We start from the raw sequence: 18,931 nt of genomic DNA, 5'->3' as shown, positions 1-18,931 counted from the left end.
ACGCGGTGGTGCTCACGGCGGGGCGCGGCACCCACGTCGACAGCACAGGGCAGGTGGCGGCGGCCTACGCGGTGAGCACCGAAGAGCTGACCGCCTGGCGTACCGGCAAACTGGTCTTCAATAACGCCACGCTGGGCGAGGTCGCCCGGGAAGTCTCGCGTTATCGCGAGCAACCGCTGCGGGTCGGCACGCCGGCCGTCGGCAACCTGCGCCTGACCAGTGTGTTCAAAGCCAACGACACCGACGCCTTGCTCAAGGCCTTGCCGCATATCCTGCCGGTGGCCTTGCGCACCTTGCCGGACGGCAGCCAGGAAATTATTTCACGCTGACATTCAGGTTTTTTTCGAGTTCTTCGTCTTCTCCTGCAACTGCGACTGGTTTGCATTAACGGCCGCCTACCTTTGCGATCACAGGACTAGGTTCAGACGTGAAAAAACTTGCCGTCTACAACAATAAAATCTCCCGCTGGGCGCCACTGGCCCTGGCACTTGCCATCAGTGCCGCAGTGCCATCCGCCTTTGCGGCGCAGGGCATCCACATCCAGGCCCAGCCCCTGGGCGCGGCGTTGAGCCAGCTCGGCCAGCAAACCTCCCTGCAAGTGTTTTTCAGCCCCGACCTGGTCGCGGGCAAGCAAGCCCCGGCGGTGGAGGGCAACCTTTCCCCCGAACAAGCCCTGCGCCAGCTGCTGCAAGGCAGTGGCCTGGACTACCAGATCGACGCCGGTTCAGTGACCCTGCGCCCGCTGAGCGGCGGCACCGGTGAAGCCGGTTCGCCACTGGAGCTGGGCGCCACCGACATCAAGGTGGTCGGTGACTGGCTGGGCGATGCCAACGCTGAAGTGGTGCAGAACCACCCCGGCGCTCGCACGGTGATCCGCCGCGAAACCATGGTCGAGCAGGGCGCGATGAACGTCGGTGATGTGCTGCGTCGCGTGCCCGGCGTACAAGTGCAGGAATCCAACGGCACCGGTGGCAGTGATATTTCCCTCAACGTCGGCGTGCGGGGCCTGACGTCGCGCCTGTCGCCGCGGTCCACCGTGCTGATCGACGGCGTACCGGCGGCGTTCGCGCCGTATGGCCAGCCGCAATTGTCGATGGCGCCGATTTCCGCAGGTAACCTGGACAGCATCGACGTGGTGCGCGGTGCCGGTTCCGTGCGTTATGGACCGCAAAACGTCGGTGGCGTGATCAACTTCGTGACGCGGGCGATCCCCGAGAAATTCTCCGGCGAAGTCGGCAGTACTTTGCAAACCTCTGCCCATGGCGGCTGGAAGCACATCGACAACGCCTTTATCGGCGGCACTGCCGACAACGGTATCGGCGCGGCATTGCTGTATTCCGGGGTCAACGGCAACGGGTACCGCAACAGCAACAACGGCAACGACATCGACGACGTGATCTTCAAGACCCATTGGGCGCCGACCGATCAAGATGACTTCTCGCTGAACTTCCACTACTACGATGCCAGCGCCGACATGCCCGGGGGCCTGACTCAACAGCAGTTCGACGCCAACCCTTACCAGTCGGTACGCGACTGGGACAACTTCAGCGGCCGTCGCAAGGATGTGTCCTTCAAATACATCCGCCAAATCGACGACCGCACCCAGGCCGAAGTTCTCACTTACTATTCCGACAGCTTCCGTGGCAGCAACATCGCCAACCGCGACCAGCGAACCATCGGCTCCTACCCGCGCACCTACTACACCTTCGGCATCGAGCCGCGCGTGTCCCATGTGTTCGACCTAGGCCCAAGCACCCAGGAGGTCAGCCTGGGTTATCGCTACCTCAAGGAAGGCATGCACGAGCAGGCCACCAGCCTGGGCCTGGTCAACAATGTGCCGACGCCGGTGGGGCGCAGCGATGGCCATATCTATCAGGACCGCACCGGTGGCACTGAGGCCAATGCCTTCTATGTCGACAACAAGATCGATATCGGCAAGTGGACCCTCACCCCCGGCATCCGCTTTGAAGACATCCGCACCGAATGGCACGACCGCCCGGTTATCCCGCTGACCGGCCCCCGGACCCTGGAAAAACGCCGTGAGATCCACAACAACGAACCGCTGCCGGCCCTGAGCGTGATGTACCACGTGTCCGATGCCTGGAAAGTGTTCGCCAACTACGAGACTTCGTTCGGCAGCCTGCAATATTTCCAGCTGGGCCAGGGTGGCACCGGCGACCAGACCGCCAACGGCCTGAACCCGGAAAAGGCCAAGACCTACGAGGTCGGTACGCGCTACAACGACAACGTCTGGGGCGGCGAGCTGACGTTCTTCTACATCGACTTCTCGGATGAACTGCAATACGTCAGTAACGATGTGGGCTGGACCAACCTCGGCGCCACCAAGCACACGGGTATCGAAGCCTCGGCGCACTACGACCTGTCGAACCTGGACCCGCGTCTGGACGGGCTGACCGCCAACGCCGGGTTTACCTATACCAAAGCTACCTCCGAGGGTGACGTGCCGTTCAAAGGCCGTGACCTGCCGCTGTACTCCCGCGAAGTGGCGACGGTGGGCTTGCGCTACGACATCAACCGCTGGACCCACAACCTGGATGTGTACGCCCAGTCCGGCCAGCGCGCACCGGGCACCACCAACACCTATGTCACCCAGGGCACGGCGGACGGACAGTTCGGCGATATCCCGGGGTATGTCTCGGTCAACGTGCGCAGTGGTTACGACTTCGGCGAGCAATTGTCGAATCTGAAACTGGGTGTTGGCGTGAAAAACGTCTTCGACCAGCAGCATTACACCCGCTCCAGCGATAACAATGCGGGGTTGTACCTGGGTGAGCCGCGTACATTTTTCCTACAAGCCAGCGTAGGTTTCTAATTCGTAGTCACTAGGAAAAATCGCAGCTCTGCCTGGAGCTGCGGTTTTTTCCCGGTTTCCTACGCGTCTATGTCTTACATCTTCACCGATTCAGGAACCGGTTCCGACATACAGGCCACACAGGGGGCAGCTGATGGGCTTCGACGTTACGTCGGAGCAACAGCCCGAAAATCGTGCTCACTGTAATGGAGAAACTTATGTCGGTATCGTCGTTCGATACATCCGCGCATGCGTCACCTAGGCATGACCATGACCCTACCCCTTCCAACACCGGGGCCCCAGCCAGCCGCCATGCGCCAACGGCGCAACCCACCCTCGGCGGTTACGGTGGTTACGGCGGGTACGGTGGTAACGTCAACTTTCATTCCCAGGGTTCTCAAACTGGGCCGGTGTTCGGCAATCCGCAGTTCCCTGCAAACGCTCACCCCCATGCAGATCACCACTTCCATGGCCCGAATCAAGGGGCTGCGCTGCAGACGATTTTTCAGCAGGTGAGCCAAATCTTGGGGCAATGGTTTGGCGGGCAACGGCCACAACGCCCCGATACCAGTATCGGCAACCCATACCCACCTGCGCCACGTAACCCGGACTCGCGGTACACATCGCAATCGAACCAAGAATTACTCGGGCAGTTGCGTGATAGTTTCCCCGCCTTCCAGGACCCTGAAACGCGCGGGTTTACCAGCAAGCGTATTTATGAGATCGCGAGTGAACCGCTGCGCGGCGGCCGCAACACTAAACACGAGATCCGCCTGGCGAACGAGCTGCTACGTCGCCCGGAGTTGCTGAAAAGCCTGGATCGCAGCAGCACTGGCACGCTGGATGGCATGTTCAACCTGACCAACCTGTTCTCGGTTCTCTACGACAGCAACCCCTTCAAGTTCACTACCGACAAGGATTTGGCCGGTGAAACTCTCAAGCATTTTGCCGAGTTGAGAGGCGGGGCTTATGGCGAAACATTAAGTTTTCCACGGTTGAAAGAAATCGAGAAGCGCCAATGGTCGGGCAATCCGACCCAGGATCACGTGACTCAACTGGCCCAGGAAGTGCTTCGCCGCCGCGAGGTGTTGAGTGCAATGGACAATTCCCTGAGCGATTCCAATGACGGTTCCATCAGCCGAGCGGGACTTCTCAAACTGATGAGCTGACCGACATTCAGGCGCCGCAACCCGATTGCGGCGTTTTCCTCTCTTGCTTAAGGAACTACTTACGCCCATCTGCCACACAGGTCCTACACACCGGTGTTGATCGAACCGGGCGCTTTGTCAGATCCCATGTGAGGGCTAACAAATGACTTCAACCTCGTTTCATTCCCCCCAGTCGTGCTCCAGTGAAATGTTTCGCCCCCCCCAGGAAGAGCGCCCCGAGGCGAAAGAGCAGGGCGCAGCTTCGCAAGACCCCCTCGCTCCAACTCAGGAGCATGCAGCCAAGGCTCGGCGAATGAGGGCTTTCGCCAGGCAGCAGCAATTTCAGGCACCCGTCGCCGATGACTTTTCCCGGGGCATGCTCGCCGACGGGCAGCATCCTGTCGGCACCTCGCTGAAACACTCCGGACTGATCAACAGCCTGGCAACTTGGTGGCGCGGGCAGACTTCAGGTTGAACGCTGGCGCGTGGCGGCATTTTTTACATGCTGTCATGGGTAGAGGTGGGTCACCCCGGAACTGTCGGGGTTATCCAACCACACATGGGGGGCTTGCCTGAGTGGAATCCATCCGAGGGTTTTGGTCGTCATAGCGACTACCGCGCAGCAAGCCTGTATTCGAGAGGATTTGGAGAAACCCATGACAATTGAGCGTGCACTCCCTCACAGCCGCTCCCAGGCCCTGGACGTACCCGCCGCGCAATCACCGGCGGCGCCCCCTGAAGCCTGGAGTGGGCCCCGTCCTGCATCCCCGGAACGCGGCCCTTGCAGGCCTCTGCTGTTGCGCAGCAGCATGTCGCTGCGTCACTGCACGTTGCAGAACGCACCCGTTGCGCGTATGCACTCATCCCGGCCCGGCGCAACGTCACTTGACAGCCAGTTGGCGACCGCACTGGAAAAGGCCTTTGGCCTGTTGCATCCCTTCTTCAACGATGGGCGTCTGACGTGTTCGTCATTGCAACGGATCGCCAATGAGCGCACCGGTGAAAACGACCCATTGGACCGCGCAATCCTGGTGGTCAGGGAAATTCTCCAGCGCCCGCAGCTGATTGACGCAATCTTGAGCCGCGACGGCGACATCACGCGTGACAGCCTGGCGTCCGCCGCCCGAGTGTTGCAGGGCAACAGCTCACCAAGTCTGTTCAGCCAGGACCCGTTCCATGGCCAGGGCGATGCCAAGGTGATTCAGGCACTGCAAGACCCCTGTTTTGAAGAGTTGAGGGATAAAACCAAGGACCGAACGTTTCTTTTCGAGCCGCATAAGTACCTTGCAATCGCCACACTGAAGGCGGTCATGCAGGACCCGTATGAGGTTGATCAACACGGCGCGCCCGTGCTGGAACCCTCTACCGGCATGCCGAAGCACAAGTACAGCGAACTCTGCGTCTATACCGCCAAGAACATTCTGGAGCGCCCGGGCTTGCTGGCTGCACTGGAGCGCGCGAATGGCGCGCGACTGTTTGGTCCGCAACACAAGGAAGGCTGGCTCAGCAACAAGAGCCTCGATCGCTGGCTGGAGCAGGACGAGGCTCGCAAAGCGCTCTGACGCGCAGGCTCACACCTTGAGGATTTTGCCGCTGATGGACACCGCCGCCAGCAGCAACGCGATCAGCACAAACGCGGTACTCAAGCTGCTGCCATGGGCAATAAAGCCAATCACAGCAGGGCCGGCAAGAATGCCGGCGTAACCCAATGTGGTAATCGCCGGCACAGCGATATGTTCCGGCATGACCGTTTGCTTGCCGACGGCGGTGTACAGCACCGGCACGATATTCGAACACCCGGCGCCCACCAGCGCATAGCCCAGCAGTGCGGTTTCCCACGCCGGAAACCAGGTCGCCAGCAACATACCGACGGTGGCCAGCGCACCGCCAATCACGATAACGCGGGTAGCGCCCAGGCGCCGTACGATGGCGTCACCGGTCAAGCGCCCGGCGGTCATGGTCAGGGCAAACGCTGCGTAACCCAGGCCCGCGTAGGCTTCGTCCAGGCCACGCTCGGCGCTGAGGAATACCGCGCTCCAGTCAAGCACCGCGCCTTCGGCCAGAAACACGACAAAACACAGGCACCCGATAAACAGCACCACACCATGGGGGATCGCGAAGGCTGGCCCCGAGCTTTCGCTGCCATAAGGCAGCAGGTGCGGCCTGGCCTTGAACAATGCCGCCAGCGTCACGACGATCACCACCAGGGTCGCCTGCAGCGGCGACAAGCCCAGCCCGAGCAATCCGGAAACACCCGCTGCACCAACAATCCCGCCCAGGCTGAACAACCCATGAAAACCCGACATCATATTTTTACCGCTGGCCCGTTCGACGATCACCGCCTGCAAGTTGACGGTGGAGTCCACGGTGCCCAGGCCGGCGCCAAACAGGAACAGGCTCGCTATCAGCAAGGGAATTGAACTGACCGTGGCCAGCAGCGGCAGGGCCAGGCAGATCATGATCGTCCCGGCGGTGAGCACGCGCCGGCAACCATAGCGCGAGGCCAGCGCACCCGCCGCGGGCATGGCGATGATCGAACCCACGCCCAGGCACAGCAGCAACAGGCCCAGGGTGCCCTCACTTAGTTCGGCGCGCGCCTTGGCGTACGGCACCAACGGCGCCCAGGCGGCGATACCGAAACCGGCGATGAAAAAAGCGATACGGGTCGACATTTGCTCCAGCCGCCCGGGAACCACGGGAGCAGAAGTGGGGATGGCAGTCATGAAAAATCCTTGGTTTTGCGTTCAACGAACGATGTCCGGCGAGACATCCTTGCATATCAGGCCTTGGGGTGCGAGCCGGGTTCCGTTGGGATCGCCTGCCACACTTGCCGCGTTCTGTAATACGCTGCTCAGCGTGTGCGTAGGCAACCAGACGGATTCACCGATGAAGATTCTCAGGCGCTTGCTGTCATGACTCAATTCTACGATGCGAGGGGCAATATTTATGGGGTGGTCAGCCCGGCGTTTTTACGCGCGCGGGGCATTCAAGTGCCCGACAGCGCTTGCGAAGCGGCGCGCATGCGCGAAGCGTGGGCGATACACGCCATAGCCTCCGAATGCGCCTGGGGCTCGACACCCCACCCAGCCGATGCCAAACCCCACCGTTGCGATGGCCTGCTGGTCGGGCCGTTCCAGGCCGAGCCGCCGTTTGACCTGCTGATCGTCAATACCGATGGCTCATTGGCCGAGCGCAGCGGCAATGGCTTGACGATCTTCGCCCAGGCGCTGACCGACCAGGGCTTGATGACGCAGGCCTGTGAGTTGCGGGTGCATCACGACAAGCCGGACGCGACATCACCGGTTGCCACTTGGATCACGCCTGCAGTCCATGAACAGGTAGCGGGGTTCTGGCTGGCGCTGGGTTTGCCCGAGTTCGGGGCATTGGCCGTAGGTGCGCAAGGCGCCGAGCCGTCGTTGCTGGACGGCACTGAGCTAAACCACCTAGGCGAACTGGCGGCGATCAACCCAGAGTGGGCGCACAGCCAGTTTGTACGGGTGGGCAACCCGCATTGTGTGACGTTGGTCGGGCAGGTTACGGCGTTACCGAACAACCTGCAGATGCATCAGCCCTTGTTGTTCGAACCCTTGAAGTCGATTGCTTTCGCACCCCCGACTGGCCGCGGCCAGCCCTGTGTGAGCGGAGTCAATTTGCAATGGGCCGCGCGCCTGCCCGGCAACCGAGTGCTCGCGCGGGTGTTCGAGCGGGGCGAGGGGCCTACCGCGTCTTCCGGAACCAGCGCCAGTGCGGTGGCATGTGCAGCATGGCGTGTGGGATGGGTTGAGAGCGGAGAAGTCGCGGTGGTGATGCCGGGTGGCACTGCGCCAATACGCTTGCATGCTCAAGCCGACACCTTGCTCAGCGTCAGCCTATTCGGGACTGCCCAGTTGCAACGGTGATTTTCTCAACGCCTGATGCCCTAAAACGGTGTCCGGCGTTTCTTTATTAATAAGTTATGCAGATAACTATTTGTGTAGGGTATTTCTTATAACTAAGAAATGGCTAATTGGTTTGATTTCCTGTTTTAAAAAAGATACTTCCAGCTCCGTTGTGCGAAACTTCTTTTTTATTTTTTGACGGCCGATTTGTCGTTGTAATCGCTAAGCTTGAAAGTGTTAAGGCACTTTCTCTCGGCATCTTATTCGACGTCTAACAGGGGGAAGTAACTCGGTGTGCTAATTGATGGCGGGTAACAACGGATGATTAACGCGTTGGTTGCGTCACGTTTCAAACTTACACTTGAAGGCATGACTAATGGTTTCCAGGTGCTGGCATTCAAAGGCAGCGAGCTCATTGATCAACCCTTTTTCATCCAGGTCCAGGTGGTCAGCGAAGACCCCGCGCTTGACCTTGAAACAATGCTCCATCAGCCGGCCTATTTGGCCTTCAATGACTCGGGCGAAGGGTTGCATGGGCAGGTGTATGCCATCGGCCGAGGTGACTCCGGCCCACGGCTGACCCGCTATCACCTGACCCTGGCGCCGCGCCTGGCCTGCCTTGCTCACCGATGTGACCAGCGGATTTTCCAGCAGCGCAGCGTGCCGCAAATCATCGCCACGGTGCTCGAACACCACGGCATCCTGGCCGACGCCTATGCATTCGAACTGGGCCCGGTGGTTTATCCGCCGCGCACGTTCTGCGTGCAATATGCGGAGAGCGACCTGCACTTCATCCAGCGCTTGTGTGAAGAGGAGGGTATTCACTACCACTTCCGCCACAGCCCGCACTCCCATCTTCTGGTGTTTGGTGATGACCAGACGGTGTTTCGCCGTTTACCCGTGCAGCGTTACTGTCGCGCCGGCGGGCCTCAAGCCGATACACCGTCTGTGCAGCGTTTCGACGTGCGCCTGGGCATTCGTAGTCAGCAAACGGCGCGGCGCGACTATGACTTTGAACAGCCTTCACTGCGCCTGCACGACACCGCAGGTGTGGCTTCGGCGCAGTCTCTTGAGGATTATCGCTACCCCGCCGGGTTCACGGGCCACGCACGCGGCAAGCGCCTGGCGGCTCGAGGTCTGGAACGTCATCAAGGCGACCGACTTCGGGCGTTGGGCAAGAGTGATCAGCCTGCGTTGTGCAGCGGGCATTTTCTTGAATTACGCGACCACCCCGACCCGTCCTGCAACGATTTGTGGCTGATTACGTCGGTACGCCACGAGGGGTATCAGCCTCAGGTGCTGGAGGAGGCTACGCCAACGCCCGGCGCATTCCAGGGGTATCGCAATCGCTTCATCGCAACACCCTGGCGAGCGGTGTATCGGCCGCCGCTCAGACATCCCAGGCCGACCATTATCGGCAGCCAGACCGCCACCGTGACCGGGCCTGCCGGTGAGGATGTGCACTGTGATGCGTATGGTCGGGTGAAGGTACGCTTTCACTGGGACCGGCTCGATAAGGATGATGATAAAAGCAGCTGTTGGGTCAGGGTCGCATCCGGTTGGGCCGGTGATGGGTTTGGCGCAACCCTGCTTCCGCGGGTCGGCATGGAAGTGCTGGTGACGTTCCTGGAAGGCGATCCGGACCAGCCGCTGGTCAACGGCTGCCTGCCGAATGCAACCCATCGGCCGACCTATCCCTTGCCGCAGTACAAGACCCGCAGTGTCCTGCGCAGCCGCAGCTCTCCGAGCGGCAGCGGTTCCAACGAACTGCACCTGGAAGACCGCCGTGGCGAAGAACTTATCTACCTGCGGGCTCAGCGTGACCTGGAGCAGCAGGTGGGTCATGACAGCCGCCTCGAGGTCGCAGGTGAACGACGCGAGATCATCCGGGGGTTAAGCACGGTTCACCTGGAAAACGAGGAGCACCGCCACATCACCGGTGATCGCAAAGTGGTACTCAAGGCGAGCGATCAACTCGATGTGCAAGGCGACAGTCGGACCCACGTTGGCCATATCCTGGTGATTGAAGCAGGCCAGCAGTTGCACCTCAAGGCCGGCGCCAGCCTGGTGATCGATGCAGGCACACAGCTGAGTTTGAAGGCGGGAGGAGAGCACCTGGTCATCCAGGCGGGCGGGATTTTCAGCAGCCGCCCCATCAGCCTAGGTGGTTCACCGCTGGTAACCCAATTGGCGAGTTCCCTGGCTGATTCCCATTTGCCGAATGTCAGTGCGGCGCAAGGTTCCATCATGCATCTGGCCAGGCAACTCGGCGCTGATTTCTGCCCGGTATGCGAACGCTGCCGTGAGGGCCTGTGTGATGTTCAAGGGAGGGTCGCTTGATGCTGACCATGCCAGGCCAGTGGATGGCCCGACAGCAACAGGCCGGACGCCGGTTGTGCTTGATCCTTGAGGGCAGCGACGAGGTACGCCCGCTGATGCTGGCGGCACGCGACTTGCCACAGTATCGCGGCCTCTATGCGCAGACCGCAGTGGCAGAATTGGCGGCGGCGGGCCCGGTGCTGTTGTTGCTGGAACTCCTGAGCGAGCCTGCACTGCTCGACCTTCTGCACCGGCCAGAAACCAACTGGGGTTGGCTGGCCAGTTTGCCCAGCGAAGACCTGACGAGTGCGACGCGACACTGGCGCGACCGGCTGTTGACGGGCGCCCAAGGCGACCAGGCGCTGTTCCGCTTCCACGACAACCGCACGCTGGCACGTGTACTGGAGCATTTGCCGCCGGCGCACTGGCCGGAATTCCTCGGCCCATTGATCAGCGTCTGCTACTGGCATGACGATCATTGGCAGTGTACCGACAACCCCGCCCCCGGCGACTATCCCGTGCCCGATCCCGCCCCATGGCTGAGCACGCCGAATCCAAACGCCAGCGCCATCCTGCACGCCAACATCCTGCGTTACTTGTTGGCCGAGCACAGCGAGGACCTGGCTGCCTTGGTGGAATTCCAAGCGCCGAGCATCTGGTTGAGCCAGGTACTTGAGCAGGCGCATGTCTGGCAGTGGCGCAGGCCGGAGCAATTGGAATTCCTGGTCGTGCGGCGGCTGGAAGAAGCCACTCGCAGCAGTGTGATTCGCTGGCAGCCAAAGGTGGGCGAAACGCCAGGAGACCACTTTGATCGGGTAGTGGAGCAGTGGCGCGTGAAAGGAGCAAACCAATGAGCAGGCGAAGGCGGGTGGGGTTGTTGGCGCTGGGGATGCTGGGGCTTTCGGGGTGTGTGGGGAAGCCGGTCGATAGCTTGACGTTAGAGGTGGATTTGCCGGCGGAATTTCGCTTCATCGCCGGCGCTAACTACAGCCCGGCAACTGGGGAAAGCTGCACTTTGCCGCGAAGAAGGGGCAAGAGACCCGAGAGGAAGATCCTTATTGCTTCTTATAAACCGGTAGCCGAGCGAGTGAGCTACGAGCTGCCGCTGACTGAGGAGATTGAAGGTTGCCCGTCGGTGTTACGCAGTGTGGATTTCAGGATTTATGCAAAGTGGGGCAAGCGATCTACCGACGTAGGAGGAGATCTTGCAGCCTTCTCGATTCTTGACACATTGAACGCTGATAGAGACAGCGCGCCAGGCTCGGCGATTCAAGAGCTGCACCGCAAATGTCAGTGGTGGTTTCGGACCGCGGGGCCGCAGCACGCGATCAGGAAGATTCTTGCCTGCCGTTTTTCGGAGGGCGGGCTTCGTTCGCCAAGTCCTCTGCTACGCGACCAGTTAGCGGGAAAAACGCTGAGGGTCGTACTGACTGTGAGCGATGAGGAAGAGCCTGCTTTCGACGATACCTGGGTGGCCGTTCCAGGCGGGTGGAAACGTTGTAGAGGGACCAGCTACGAAGACCTGTACGGACACTGCAACGGCAATACAACCGACTTTAAGCCGATAAAAATGCCGGATGGCCGCATTTGCGATGTCTATCCATCGTGCAACAACAAGGAGCAAGTTCATGAAGCTGGACGCACGGAAGCAACCTTTTTTCAGTGACAGTAAACCTGCCTGTCCATTGCGAGGACATTGGGTGAGCTTCGGCCTGGTGGATGAGTCAGGAGTGGGAACGGCCTATGGTGGCCTGCCATACACTGTTCACGACAGCAGTGGACAACGGTACAAAGGAAGGTTGAATGGAAACGGATTCGCCAAGTTGTCGGATATTTATTGCGGCCCCGTGGTGCTTGTTTTCGACGACCTTTATTCAGGGATAGAGCAGACATACCAGCAATTAATGATACGGGGCAGCTACAAACTGCCTATCACCGAGCTGCAAGTTCGCGCCGAGCAGACTCGGTTTGCCACGACAGACGGTCGTCGTGGCGAACGTAACCCTGCTCAGCAGAAAGCCGACAGGTTTTATCAAGCTGAAGTACGCGACCTGGTGCGCCACGTGGCTCACTTACCGCCGATAGCGCCCCGAGCGTATCCGCCCAAACGCCATGCACTGAAAATGATGGCCGAATTGGGGTTCGGACCGCCGCAATCTACTTTGACGGGAGTCGTGCTGTTCCCCAATAACCACACCGTTCTCGAAGTGCGCCCTCTACGAGCGCTACGCCCCATGCTTTCCACCGAAGACAGCTTTTGCGCCTTGAATCTTTATCAGCTGGCATTGATGGCTACCTTGAGTTATTGCGATTTCGGACAGGTGCCTCCCAAGAAGCCTGAGAGTGAAGTCAGTTTCCCTCTTGAGCCGAGCATCGGTCATCTATTCGCAGAAAAGCTGTCGTGTTATCAGGAAGCCTGGCAGGTTGATCCAGAGCAAGTGCAACGTTTCTATCCGGTTTACGAAGAGGTTGCGTATTCCCGACGCTTCGAGATTCTGCCTTTCGATCCAGCGTTATACCCACAAAATCAGCCGTCGTTGGGAGACCAGCAACAGCACCCAGCGAATGTGCACTTTTTTAATGACGAAGAGTTCGGTACCGACACACAGGCATTTATCACCCACCATGACGAGGTGATCCTGATTGCGGTGCGCGGTACGGCCAGCGCTGCTGATGGGGTGCGCGATGCCAACGCCCATCAGGTGGCTTTCGTCGAGGGTGTTGGCAAGGCGCACGAGGGGTTTTACCAGGCCTATCGGGCCATGCGTGATTTCGTGCTGCGCTACCTGGATCAGTTTCACTACGGCCAGCGCGTCGTCATTTGCGGTCATAGCCTGGGCGGTGCAATCGCCTTGCTGCTGGCAGAGGGGTTACGTCGAGCTCCTGACCTCAACTACAACATCCTCCTCTACACCTACGGCGCCCCCCGCGCCGCCGACGCGGAGTTCGCCGCAGGCGCCTCAGCGCTGGTCCACCACCGTATCGTCAACCATAACGACCCGGTGCCCAGCGTTCCGGCGCCGTGGATGAACACCACCGCCAAACTCTGGGTTCCAGGTGCCGTCACCTTATTCGCCGCCCCCGGGCCTGCCAGCTTGCTGTTCGCCGCCGGCCTGGTACGTGTTGGCGGCAACCCGTATCAGCACCACGGCGAGCAGCAACACTTCATGCCGATCATGCTTCCCGACGGCACGCAGTCTTCGGTGCTGTGGAAACCTGGCTGCGAGTCTATCCAGGAGGCCGCCTGTAATCGCGCGTTGCAACTCCACGGTGATATGCCTGACCGCGACAACCTGTTAACGCAGCTTTTGCAGGCCAGCCAGCATTTCATGACCGCCAGCTACATTCCGGCCGCCTGGGCGACGCTGCGTCGCTGGCAGCAGACCCTGGACAGAGACGGCACACTGGTGACCCCCCGCGAGTTTGCATTGCTCGACCAAGCGCTTGAAACCATGCGCCAACAACTGCGGGCCAGGCGCCTTGAGCTCGCGCGTCGGCGCCCGGTCAACGACCGGACCTATGAATACCACGAGCCGTTGAACCTCGAGATCGACCGCCTGCACACCAGTCGCGAGCGCTTGGAAACCCTGCGCTGGCGCCGTCTGCAAGCGCGCGAGGTATATGGCAACCACGCGCATTGCGCGCACTTGCAGCCCAGCCTCAAACGGTGGTTCAGCCACCGTGAGAACCGTGAGTTGTCGCAAGTGGCGAGCATCCCCGAGCCCACGCAAAACGAATGGGGAAGGGCGCAACCGCTGGATCTCGACTCGATCGTCTGATCCAGGCCGTTATACAAACTCCACGTGCGCCGGTTGACGCTTCATCAACACCTGGCCGTTGCGGATCGAGTACAGCGGCAGGCCCTGGCTGCGGACCACCTCATAGTCGCTGTCTGCCGACAGGATCAGCAGGTTGGCCGGCCGACCGGGCTCCAGGCCGTAGCGGTCGCCCAGGGCCATGGCCTTGGCGCTGTTGTCGGTCACCAGGTCGAGGGCACTTTGCAGGTTGCGGTAGCCGAGCATGTGGCAGATGTGCAGGCCGGCTTCCAGTACGCGCAGAATGTTGCCGTTACCCAGGGGGTACCAGGGGTCGACGATGGAGTCCTGGCCAAAGCACACGTTCATGCCGGCTTCCAACAGTTCATTGACGCGGGTCACGCCGCGGCGTTTGGGGAAGTTATCGAAGCGGCCTTGCAGGTGAATGCTTTCGGTGGGGCAGGACACGAAGCTGATGCCGGAGTGCCCCAGCAGGCGGAACAATTTGGCGCAGTAGGCATTGTCGTACGAGCCCATGGCCGTGGTGTGGCTGGCGGTGACGCGCGCGCCCATGTCGCGGCTGCGGGCTTCTTCGGCGAGCACTTCGAGAAAGCGCGAGTGCGGGTCGTCGGTTTCGTCGCAGTGCACATCCACCAGGCAGCCGGTGCGTTCGGCCAGGTCCATCAGGAACTTGACCGAGCTCACGCCCTGGTCGCGGGTGTACTCAAAGTGCGGGATGCCGCCGATCACGTCGGCGCCCAGGCGGATGGCTTCTTCCATCAGCTCACGGCCATTGCGGTAGGACTCGATGCCTTCCTGGGGAAAGGCGACGATCTGCAGGTCGATCAGGTGCGTGCTTTCTTCGCGCACTTCCAGCATCGCCTTGAGCGCCGTGAGGTCCGGGTCGGTGACGTCGACGTGGGTGCGCACGTGCTGGATGCCATGGGCGGCGAGCGCCTGGATGGTTTTCTTGGCGCGGGTCTTGGTGTCTTCCTGAGTGATGGTGGCTTTGCGCTCGCCCCAGCATTCGATGCCTTCGAACAGGGTGCCGCTCATGTTCCAGCGCGGCTCACCGGCAGTGAGGGTGGCGTCGAGGTGAATATGCGGTTCGACAAAGGGCGGTATGACCAGGTTGCCGGCGGCGTCGAGGTCGTCGGCGCTCTGTACCGGCACCGTTGTTTGTGGGGTGATGCTGGCGATCCGGCCATTTTCCAGGTGCAGATCATGCAGGCCTTCACGGTTGCGCAGGCGGGCGTTGATGATGTGCATGGGCAAGTTCCTCTTGGCTAAAAATAATCAGGCAGACAGCCGCCAGATCATCAGGGCGATGCCGATGTCCAGGCGGTCATAAGCATTGTCCAGCGTCAGGCCGCACAGGGCTTCGATGCGCTGGACGCGGTGTGTCAGGGTGTTGCGGTGTACGGCCAGACGCTGGGCAGCGGCCACAAGGTTACCATTCTCGTGAAACCAGGCTTCCAGGGTCGGCATCAGGCTTGGGCCATGATGCAGGTCGTGACGCAGCAGCGGGCCCAGGCGCTCATTGAGAAACTGGTCGAGCAACGCCCGATCACGCACGCCGCTGAGCAGCTTGAGCACACCCAGTTCGTCGTACACGCAGAGCCCGGCGCGCTCGCTGAACCGGCGTGCGGCAGCCAATGCCTGACGTGCTTCATCCTGGGCATGGGCCAGGCGCGCGGGTGGGTGCGCAGCGGCGCTCAGCCCGATAAACAACTTAAGTGGGGCCAGGCGCAAGTTAAGCGGGTTCAACCAATCGGCCAGTTGCTGGCGGTTTGCCAACGCCGCGACGGCATCCGTGGCCGGCAGCAGCAGCGTCCATTGCCCGGCCCGACCGAGTACCGGCAACACCGCCGACAGCTGGCGCAAACGCCGACTGATAGCGTCGTGTTGGCGTGCCAGTTGGGCTTCCACCTGTGCGGCGTCGCCTTCGGCAAACAGCAACTCGCTGCCCTCCATTTGCAGTTGCGCAACCTGCCAATGCCCCGCCAGCGACATGCCCAGTTTCACGGCGCGGTGCAGCAGCACGTCCAGGGATTGGTAGTCGCCGCTCAGCAAGCGTTCCAGCACGTCGTGCCGCGAGCGGCCCAGTTGTTCGGACTGGATCAGCGCCGAACCGATTGCCTGGGTCACCAGCACCATTTTCAGTGAGTAGGGCTGCTCGATCAGCGGCATGCCGGCGGCTTCGGCGGCGTCGAGCAAACGCTGGGGGATTGCCTGGATATACGCCGGCCCGGTCAGGATCACCAACCCGGCCACCTGGCGCAGGCAGGCTTCGTCCAGCAATCGCAGCAAGTTGGCCGCGTCCCGTGGGTGATTGATACCGGTGACGAACACCAGTTCACCGCCCAGCACCCATTCGGCGATTCCGCTGTTTTCCGCCACATACGGCCAACGCACGACGTTGTCCAGGGCCACGGAACCGGCGCGCAGGCACATCGATTCGAGGCCCGGCAAGGTCAGTACCTCGGCGACGGTCAGGCTCATACCGGGGCGTCAGCCAAAGGCGCGCGTACACGCAGGACGGCGGTGAGCACGATGTAGGTCAGCGACGCGGCGACGATCCCCACCAGCGGCGCGACCCATGGCGAGTTGAATGCCAGCACAGTGCCCACCGCATACGCCAGCATCCCCGGCCAATTGAAGGCCGGCAGGCTTGCTTGCGCCAGGCGCGGGTACTGGCCGCGATAGCGGTAGAAAAAGTCCGCCATGATCACCCCGCCAATCGGCGGGATCACCGTGCCGAGCAGAATCAGGTAGGGCACCAGCATGTCGTACATGCCCAGCAGCGCCAGCAGGGTTCCGATCACGGCGCCCGCCAGGGTTACGGTCTTGCGGCGTTTGGTGCGCAGCAGGTTGCAACCGGCCACGGCGAAGTTGTAGATCGTATTGTCCTGGGTGCTCCAGATGTTGAGCAGCAACATGGCCATCGCCGCCATGGCGAAACCTTGCAGCAGCAATACTTCCACCACGTCAGGCTGTTGATAGACGATGGCGCCGTAGGCCCCGATCAGCACCATCAAGCCATTGCCGATGAAGAACCCGATCAGGCTGGCCAGCACCGCGACCCTGGCCGAGCGTGAAAACCGCGTCCAGTTGGTGGCCTGGGTCGCGCCGCTGACGAAGGTGCCGAACACCAGGGTGATCGCCGTGGACAAGTCCAGCTCGCCGGTCGGCACTACCGCCAGCAGCCCGTCCAGCCCGCCGACTTTCACCGTGGCCACCCACATCGACAGAAACAGCAGGAGGCCCATGGCCGGGACTGCGATATAAGAAAGAATCTCCAGCCCGCGATAGCCAATGTAGGCGGTGGCACAAAACACCAGGCCAAACAGCACCATCAAGGCCAGCACGCTGCCCTGGCTCAGTTCGAAATATTTGCCGAGCACCACGGCGGCCGTCGCCGTGCCCCAGGCGTACCAGCCGATCTGGGTAAAGCCCAGGATCAAGTCACTGAGCTTGCTGCCCACTTCACCAAAGCAGAAGCGCCCCATCAGCACCGAGTTCAGCCCGCTCTTGAAGGCAATGTAACCCAGGCCGGCGGCGTAGATACCCAGCAACAGGTTACCCAGGGCCACCACGCCGAGCATATCGGTAAAGCTGAACGCCACGCCCAGCTTGCCGCCGGCAAACATGGTCGCGGTAAAAAAGGTGAAGCCCAGCAGCACCATGGCGGTGGACGCCAGGCCTTTGCGCGCATGCATGGGGACTTCGCTCAAGGGGTAGTCGTTACCCGGTTCTTGCTGCGTCATGTGCCTTGCTCCCTGAATGAGTGACGCTGGCCTGTTGCACCGCGCGTGCCAAATCGGCAGCAGTGACTGGCGCACGGTCGGCACTGTGCAGCGTGCACAGTATTTGCGGCCAAGCAGGAGAGAAACGCGGGCGGGAGTGTTCGCGGTGCCCAGTCGGGCCCGAAAGCGGTGCAGCGGTGATACACATTGGATCAGTGGAGGCCTCGGAGAGAGTCCAAGGTTTTTACGCATTCAGACCGGTAATACCGGGCACAAAAAAACCACCGTAAAGGTGGTTTTTTCCCAGCGCGGGCTTACTCGCCGCGATAGATGCAGCCGCTGGTGCAGGTTTCGTGGATGCGGATCGCACTGAGTTCCGGCAACAGGGGTTTGAGCTCAGTCCAGATCCACTTGGCCAGCACTTCGCTGGTGGGGTTTTCCAGGCCTGGGATGTCATTGAGGTAGTTGTGATCGAGGCGTTCATAGAGCGGCTTGAAAATCGCCTTGATCTCAGAAAAGTCGCGAATCCAGCCGGTGTGCGGATCCAGGTCGCCGCTCAGGTGGATCGCCACCTTGAACGAATGCCCATGCAGGCGCCCGCATTTGTGGCCGTCCGGTACGTGGGGCAGGCGGTGGGCGGATTCGAATGTAAATTCCTTGAAGATTTCCACAGTATTTTCAGCTCGGTCAGTATTCGGCAGGCGGCGAGTTTAACAGCTTGATCCCTCGCCGCGCATACCGCTGGGTCACAGAGCCAGCAAGCGCTCGCCCAGCCCGCCATTGTCCGCCAGTTGCAGGAACTCATCGCCCAGGCGCCGACTCTCGCTCATCGCGGTCTGCCAGTACGTGTTGCGACTCGAATCGTCGCCCATGAAGCGCTTGAAGTCGCTGCGATCCGGCAGCTTGCCGTGGGGCAGGCGCGCCAGGTATTCCCTGGACGGCGCCAGCAGCAACACATCCTGCAAGCCTTGTTGACTGCTGCGCCGCCACGGCAGGCCCTTGTCGAACCAGCCGGGGATGACCCGGTCGGTGAAGTGCGGGTACAGCACGATGTCGTCGCCGTGATAGGGCAGGTCCAGGTGGTAGTCCAGCAGCCCACCGTCGCGGTAGGTGCCGGCGCCCGCGCCGGGCAGGTCGCGTACGCCTTGCATCACCATCGGGATCGAGCCCGAGGCCAGCAGCGCCTGGCGCAGGTTGCCGAGTTGCAGGTCGAGAAAGCGCGACGGGAAATCCTTCAGCGCATGCACCGGCGGCGCCTGGCGCGGGTCATGAA

At 61.1% G+C, this 18,931-nt stretch carries 13 protein-coding genes and 2 pseudogenes; 9 read left to right on the top strand and 6 right to left on the bottom strand.

Features of this window, described 5'->3' with window-relative positions; all coding sequences use genetic code 11:
* The 4 genes and pseudogenes from WBR57_RS13110 to WBR57_RS13095 all read left to right on the top strand — a co-directional run.
* Positions 1-329: pseudogene (locus WBR57_RS13110) on the top strand (peptide ABC transporter substrate-binding protein); the annotation flags it as partial.
* A gap of 98 nt (positions 330-427) precedes the next feature.
* Positions 428-2,833, top strand: coding sequence for a TonB-dependent siderophore receptor (locus WBR57_RS13105; RefSeq protein ID WP_424084172.1), 2,406 nt, complete (start codon positions 428-430; stop codon positions 2,831-2,833).
* Positions 2,834-3,030: 197 nt separating this feature from the next.
* Positions 3,031-3,981 (top strand): hypothetical protein, encoded by a 951-nt coding sequence (locus tag WBR57_RS13100; protein WP_424084171.1) that lies wholly within the window; start codon positions 3,031-3,033, stop codon positions 3,979-3,981.
* A 635-nt stretch (positions 3,982-4,616) separates the two neighbouring features.
* Positions 4,617-5,522 carry a type III secretion protein gene (locus tag WBR57_RS13095; protein WP_424084170.1) on the top strand — a complete coding sequence of 302 codons (906 nt, stop codon included), beginning with the start codon at positions 4,617-4,619 and terminating at the stop codon, positions 5,520-5,522.
* A 9-nt stretch (positions 5,523-5,531) separates the two neighbouring features.
* Here the strand turns inward: WBR57_RS13095 and WBR57_RS13090 are convergent, their stop codons facing one another.
* The gene (locus WBR57_RS13090) at positions 5,532-6,683 is read right to left on the bottom strand and encodes an MFS transporter (RefSeq protein ID WP_424084169.1); all 1,152 of its coding nucleotides are present in this window, start codon (positions 6,681-6,683) and stop codon (positions 5,532-5,534) included.
* A gap of 189 nt (positions 6,684-6,872) precedes the next feature.
* Here WBR57_RS13090 and WBR57_RS13085 point away from each other — a divergent pair, with 189 nt between their 5' ends.
* From WBR57_RS13085 to WBR57_RS13065, 5 genes are all read left to right on the top strand, one after another.
* The gene (locus tag WBR57_RS13085) at positions 6,873-7,859 is read left to right on the top strand and encodes a diaminopimelate epimerase (RefSeq protein ID WP_424084168.1); all 987 of its coding nucleotides are present in this window, start codon (positions 6,873-6,875) and stop codon (positions 7,857-7,859) included.
* A gap of 300 nt (positions 7,860-8,159) precedes the next feature.
* A complete protein-coding gene (gene tssI, locus WBR57_RS13080; protein ID WP_424084167.1) occupies positions 8,160-10,178 on the top strand; it encodes a type VI secretion system tip protein TssI/VgrG in 2,019 nt (672 codons plus the stop codon).
* Positions 10,178-11,011, top strand: coding sequence for a DUF4123 domain-containing protein (locus tag WBR57_RS13075; RefSeq protein WP_424084166.1), 834 nt, complete (start codon positions 10,178-10,180; stop codon positions 11,009-11,011). Before tssI ends, WBR57_RS13075 begins: the two co-directional genes overlap by 1 nt.
* Complete coding sequence (locus WBR57_RS13070; protein WP_424084165.1) at positions 11,008-11,823, top strand: hypothetical protein; 816 nt, start codon at positions 11,008-11,010, stop codon at positions 11,821-11,823. Before WBR57_RS13075 ends, WBR57_RS13070 begins: the two co-directional genes overlap by 4 nt.
* A complete protein-coding gene (locus WBR57_RS13065) occupies positions 11,786-13,936 on the top strand; it encodes a lipase family protein (RefSeq protein WP_424084164.1) in 2,151 nt (716 codons plus the stop codon). Before WBR57_RS13070 ends, WBR57_RS13065 begins: the two co-directional genes overlap by 38 nt.
* Before the next feature lie 9 nt (positions 13,937-13,945).
* Here WBR57_RS13065 and codA read toward each other — a convergent pair whose 3' ends face one another.
* From codA to WBR57_RS13040, 5 genes and pseudogenes are all read right to left on the bottom strand, one after another.
* Positions 13,946-15,181 carry a cytosine deaminase gene (codA, locus tag WBR57_RS13060; protein WP_424084163.1) on the bottom strand — a complete coding sequence of 412 codons (1,236 nt, stop codon included), beginning with the start codon at positions 15,179-15,181 and terminating at the stop codon, positions 13,946-13,948.
* 27 nt (positions 15,182-15,208) lie between these two features.
* A complete protein-coding gene (locus WBR57_RS13055) occupies positions 15,209-16,414 on the bottom strand; it encodes a PucR family transcriptional regulator (RefSeq protein ID WP_424084162.1) in 1,206 nt (401 codons plus the stop codon).
* Positions 16,411-17,679 (bottom strand): cytosine permease, encoded by a 1,269-nt coding sequence (gene codB / locus WBR57_RS13050; protein ID WP_424084161.1) that lies wholly within the window; start codon positions 17,677-17,679, stop codon positions 16,411-16,413. Before codB ends, WBR57_RS13055 begins: the two co-directional genes overlap by 4 nt.
* Positions 17,680-17,972: 293 nt before the next feature.
* The gene (queD, locus tag WBR57_RS13045; protein ID WP_017736453.1) at positions 17,973-18,329 is read right to left on the bottom strand and encodes a 6-carboxytetrahydropterin synthase QueD; all 357 of its coding nucleotides are present in this window, start codon (positions 18,327-18,329) and stop codon (positions 17,973-17,975) included.
* A gap of 75 nt (positions 18,330-18,404) precedes the next feature.
* A pseudogene (locus WBR57_RS13040) lies at positions 18,405-18,931 on the bottom strand (patatin-like phospholipase family protein); the annotation flags it as partial.

It is taken from the genome of Pseudomonas sp. (genome assembly GCF_049590575.1).
Lineage (GTDB): Bacteria > Pseudomonadota > Gammaproteobacteria > Pseudomonadales > Pseudomonadaceae > Aquipseudomonas.
The sequence above is the reverse complement of the archived record's forward strand: the minus strand, read 5'-3'. Positions and strand labels throughout refer to the sequence as shown.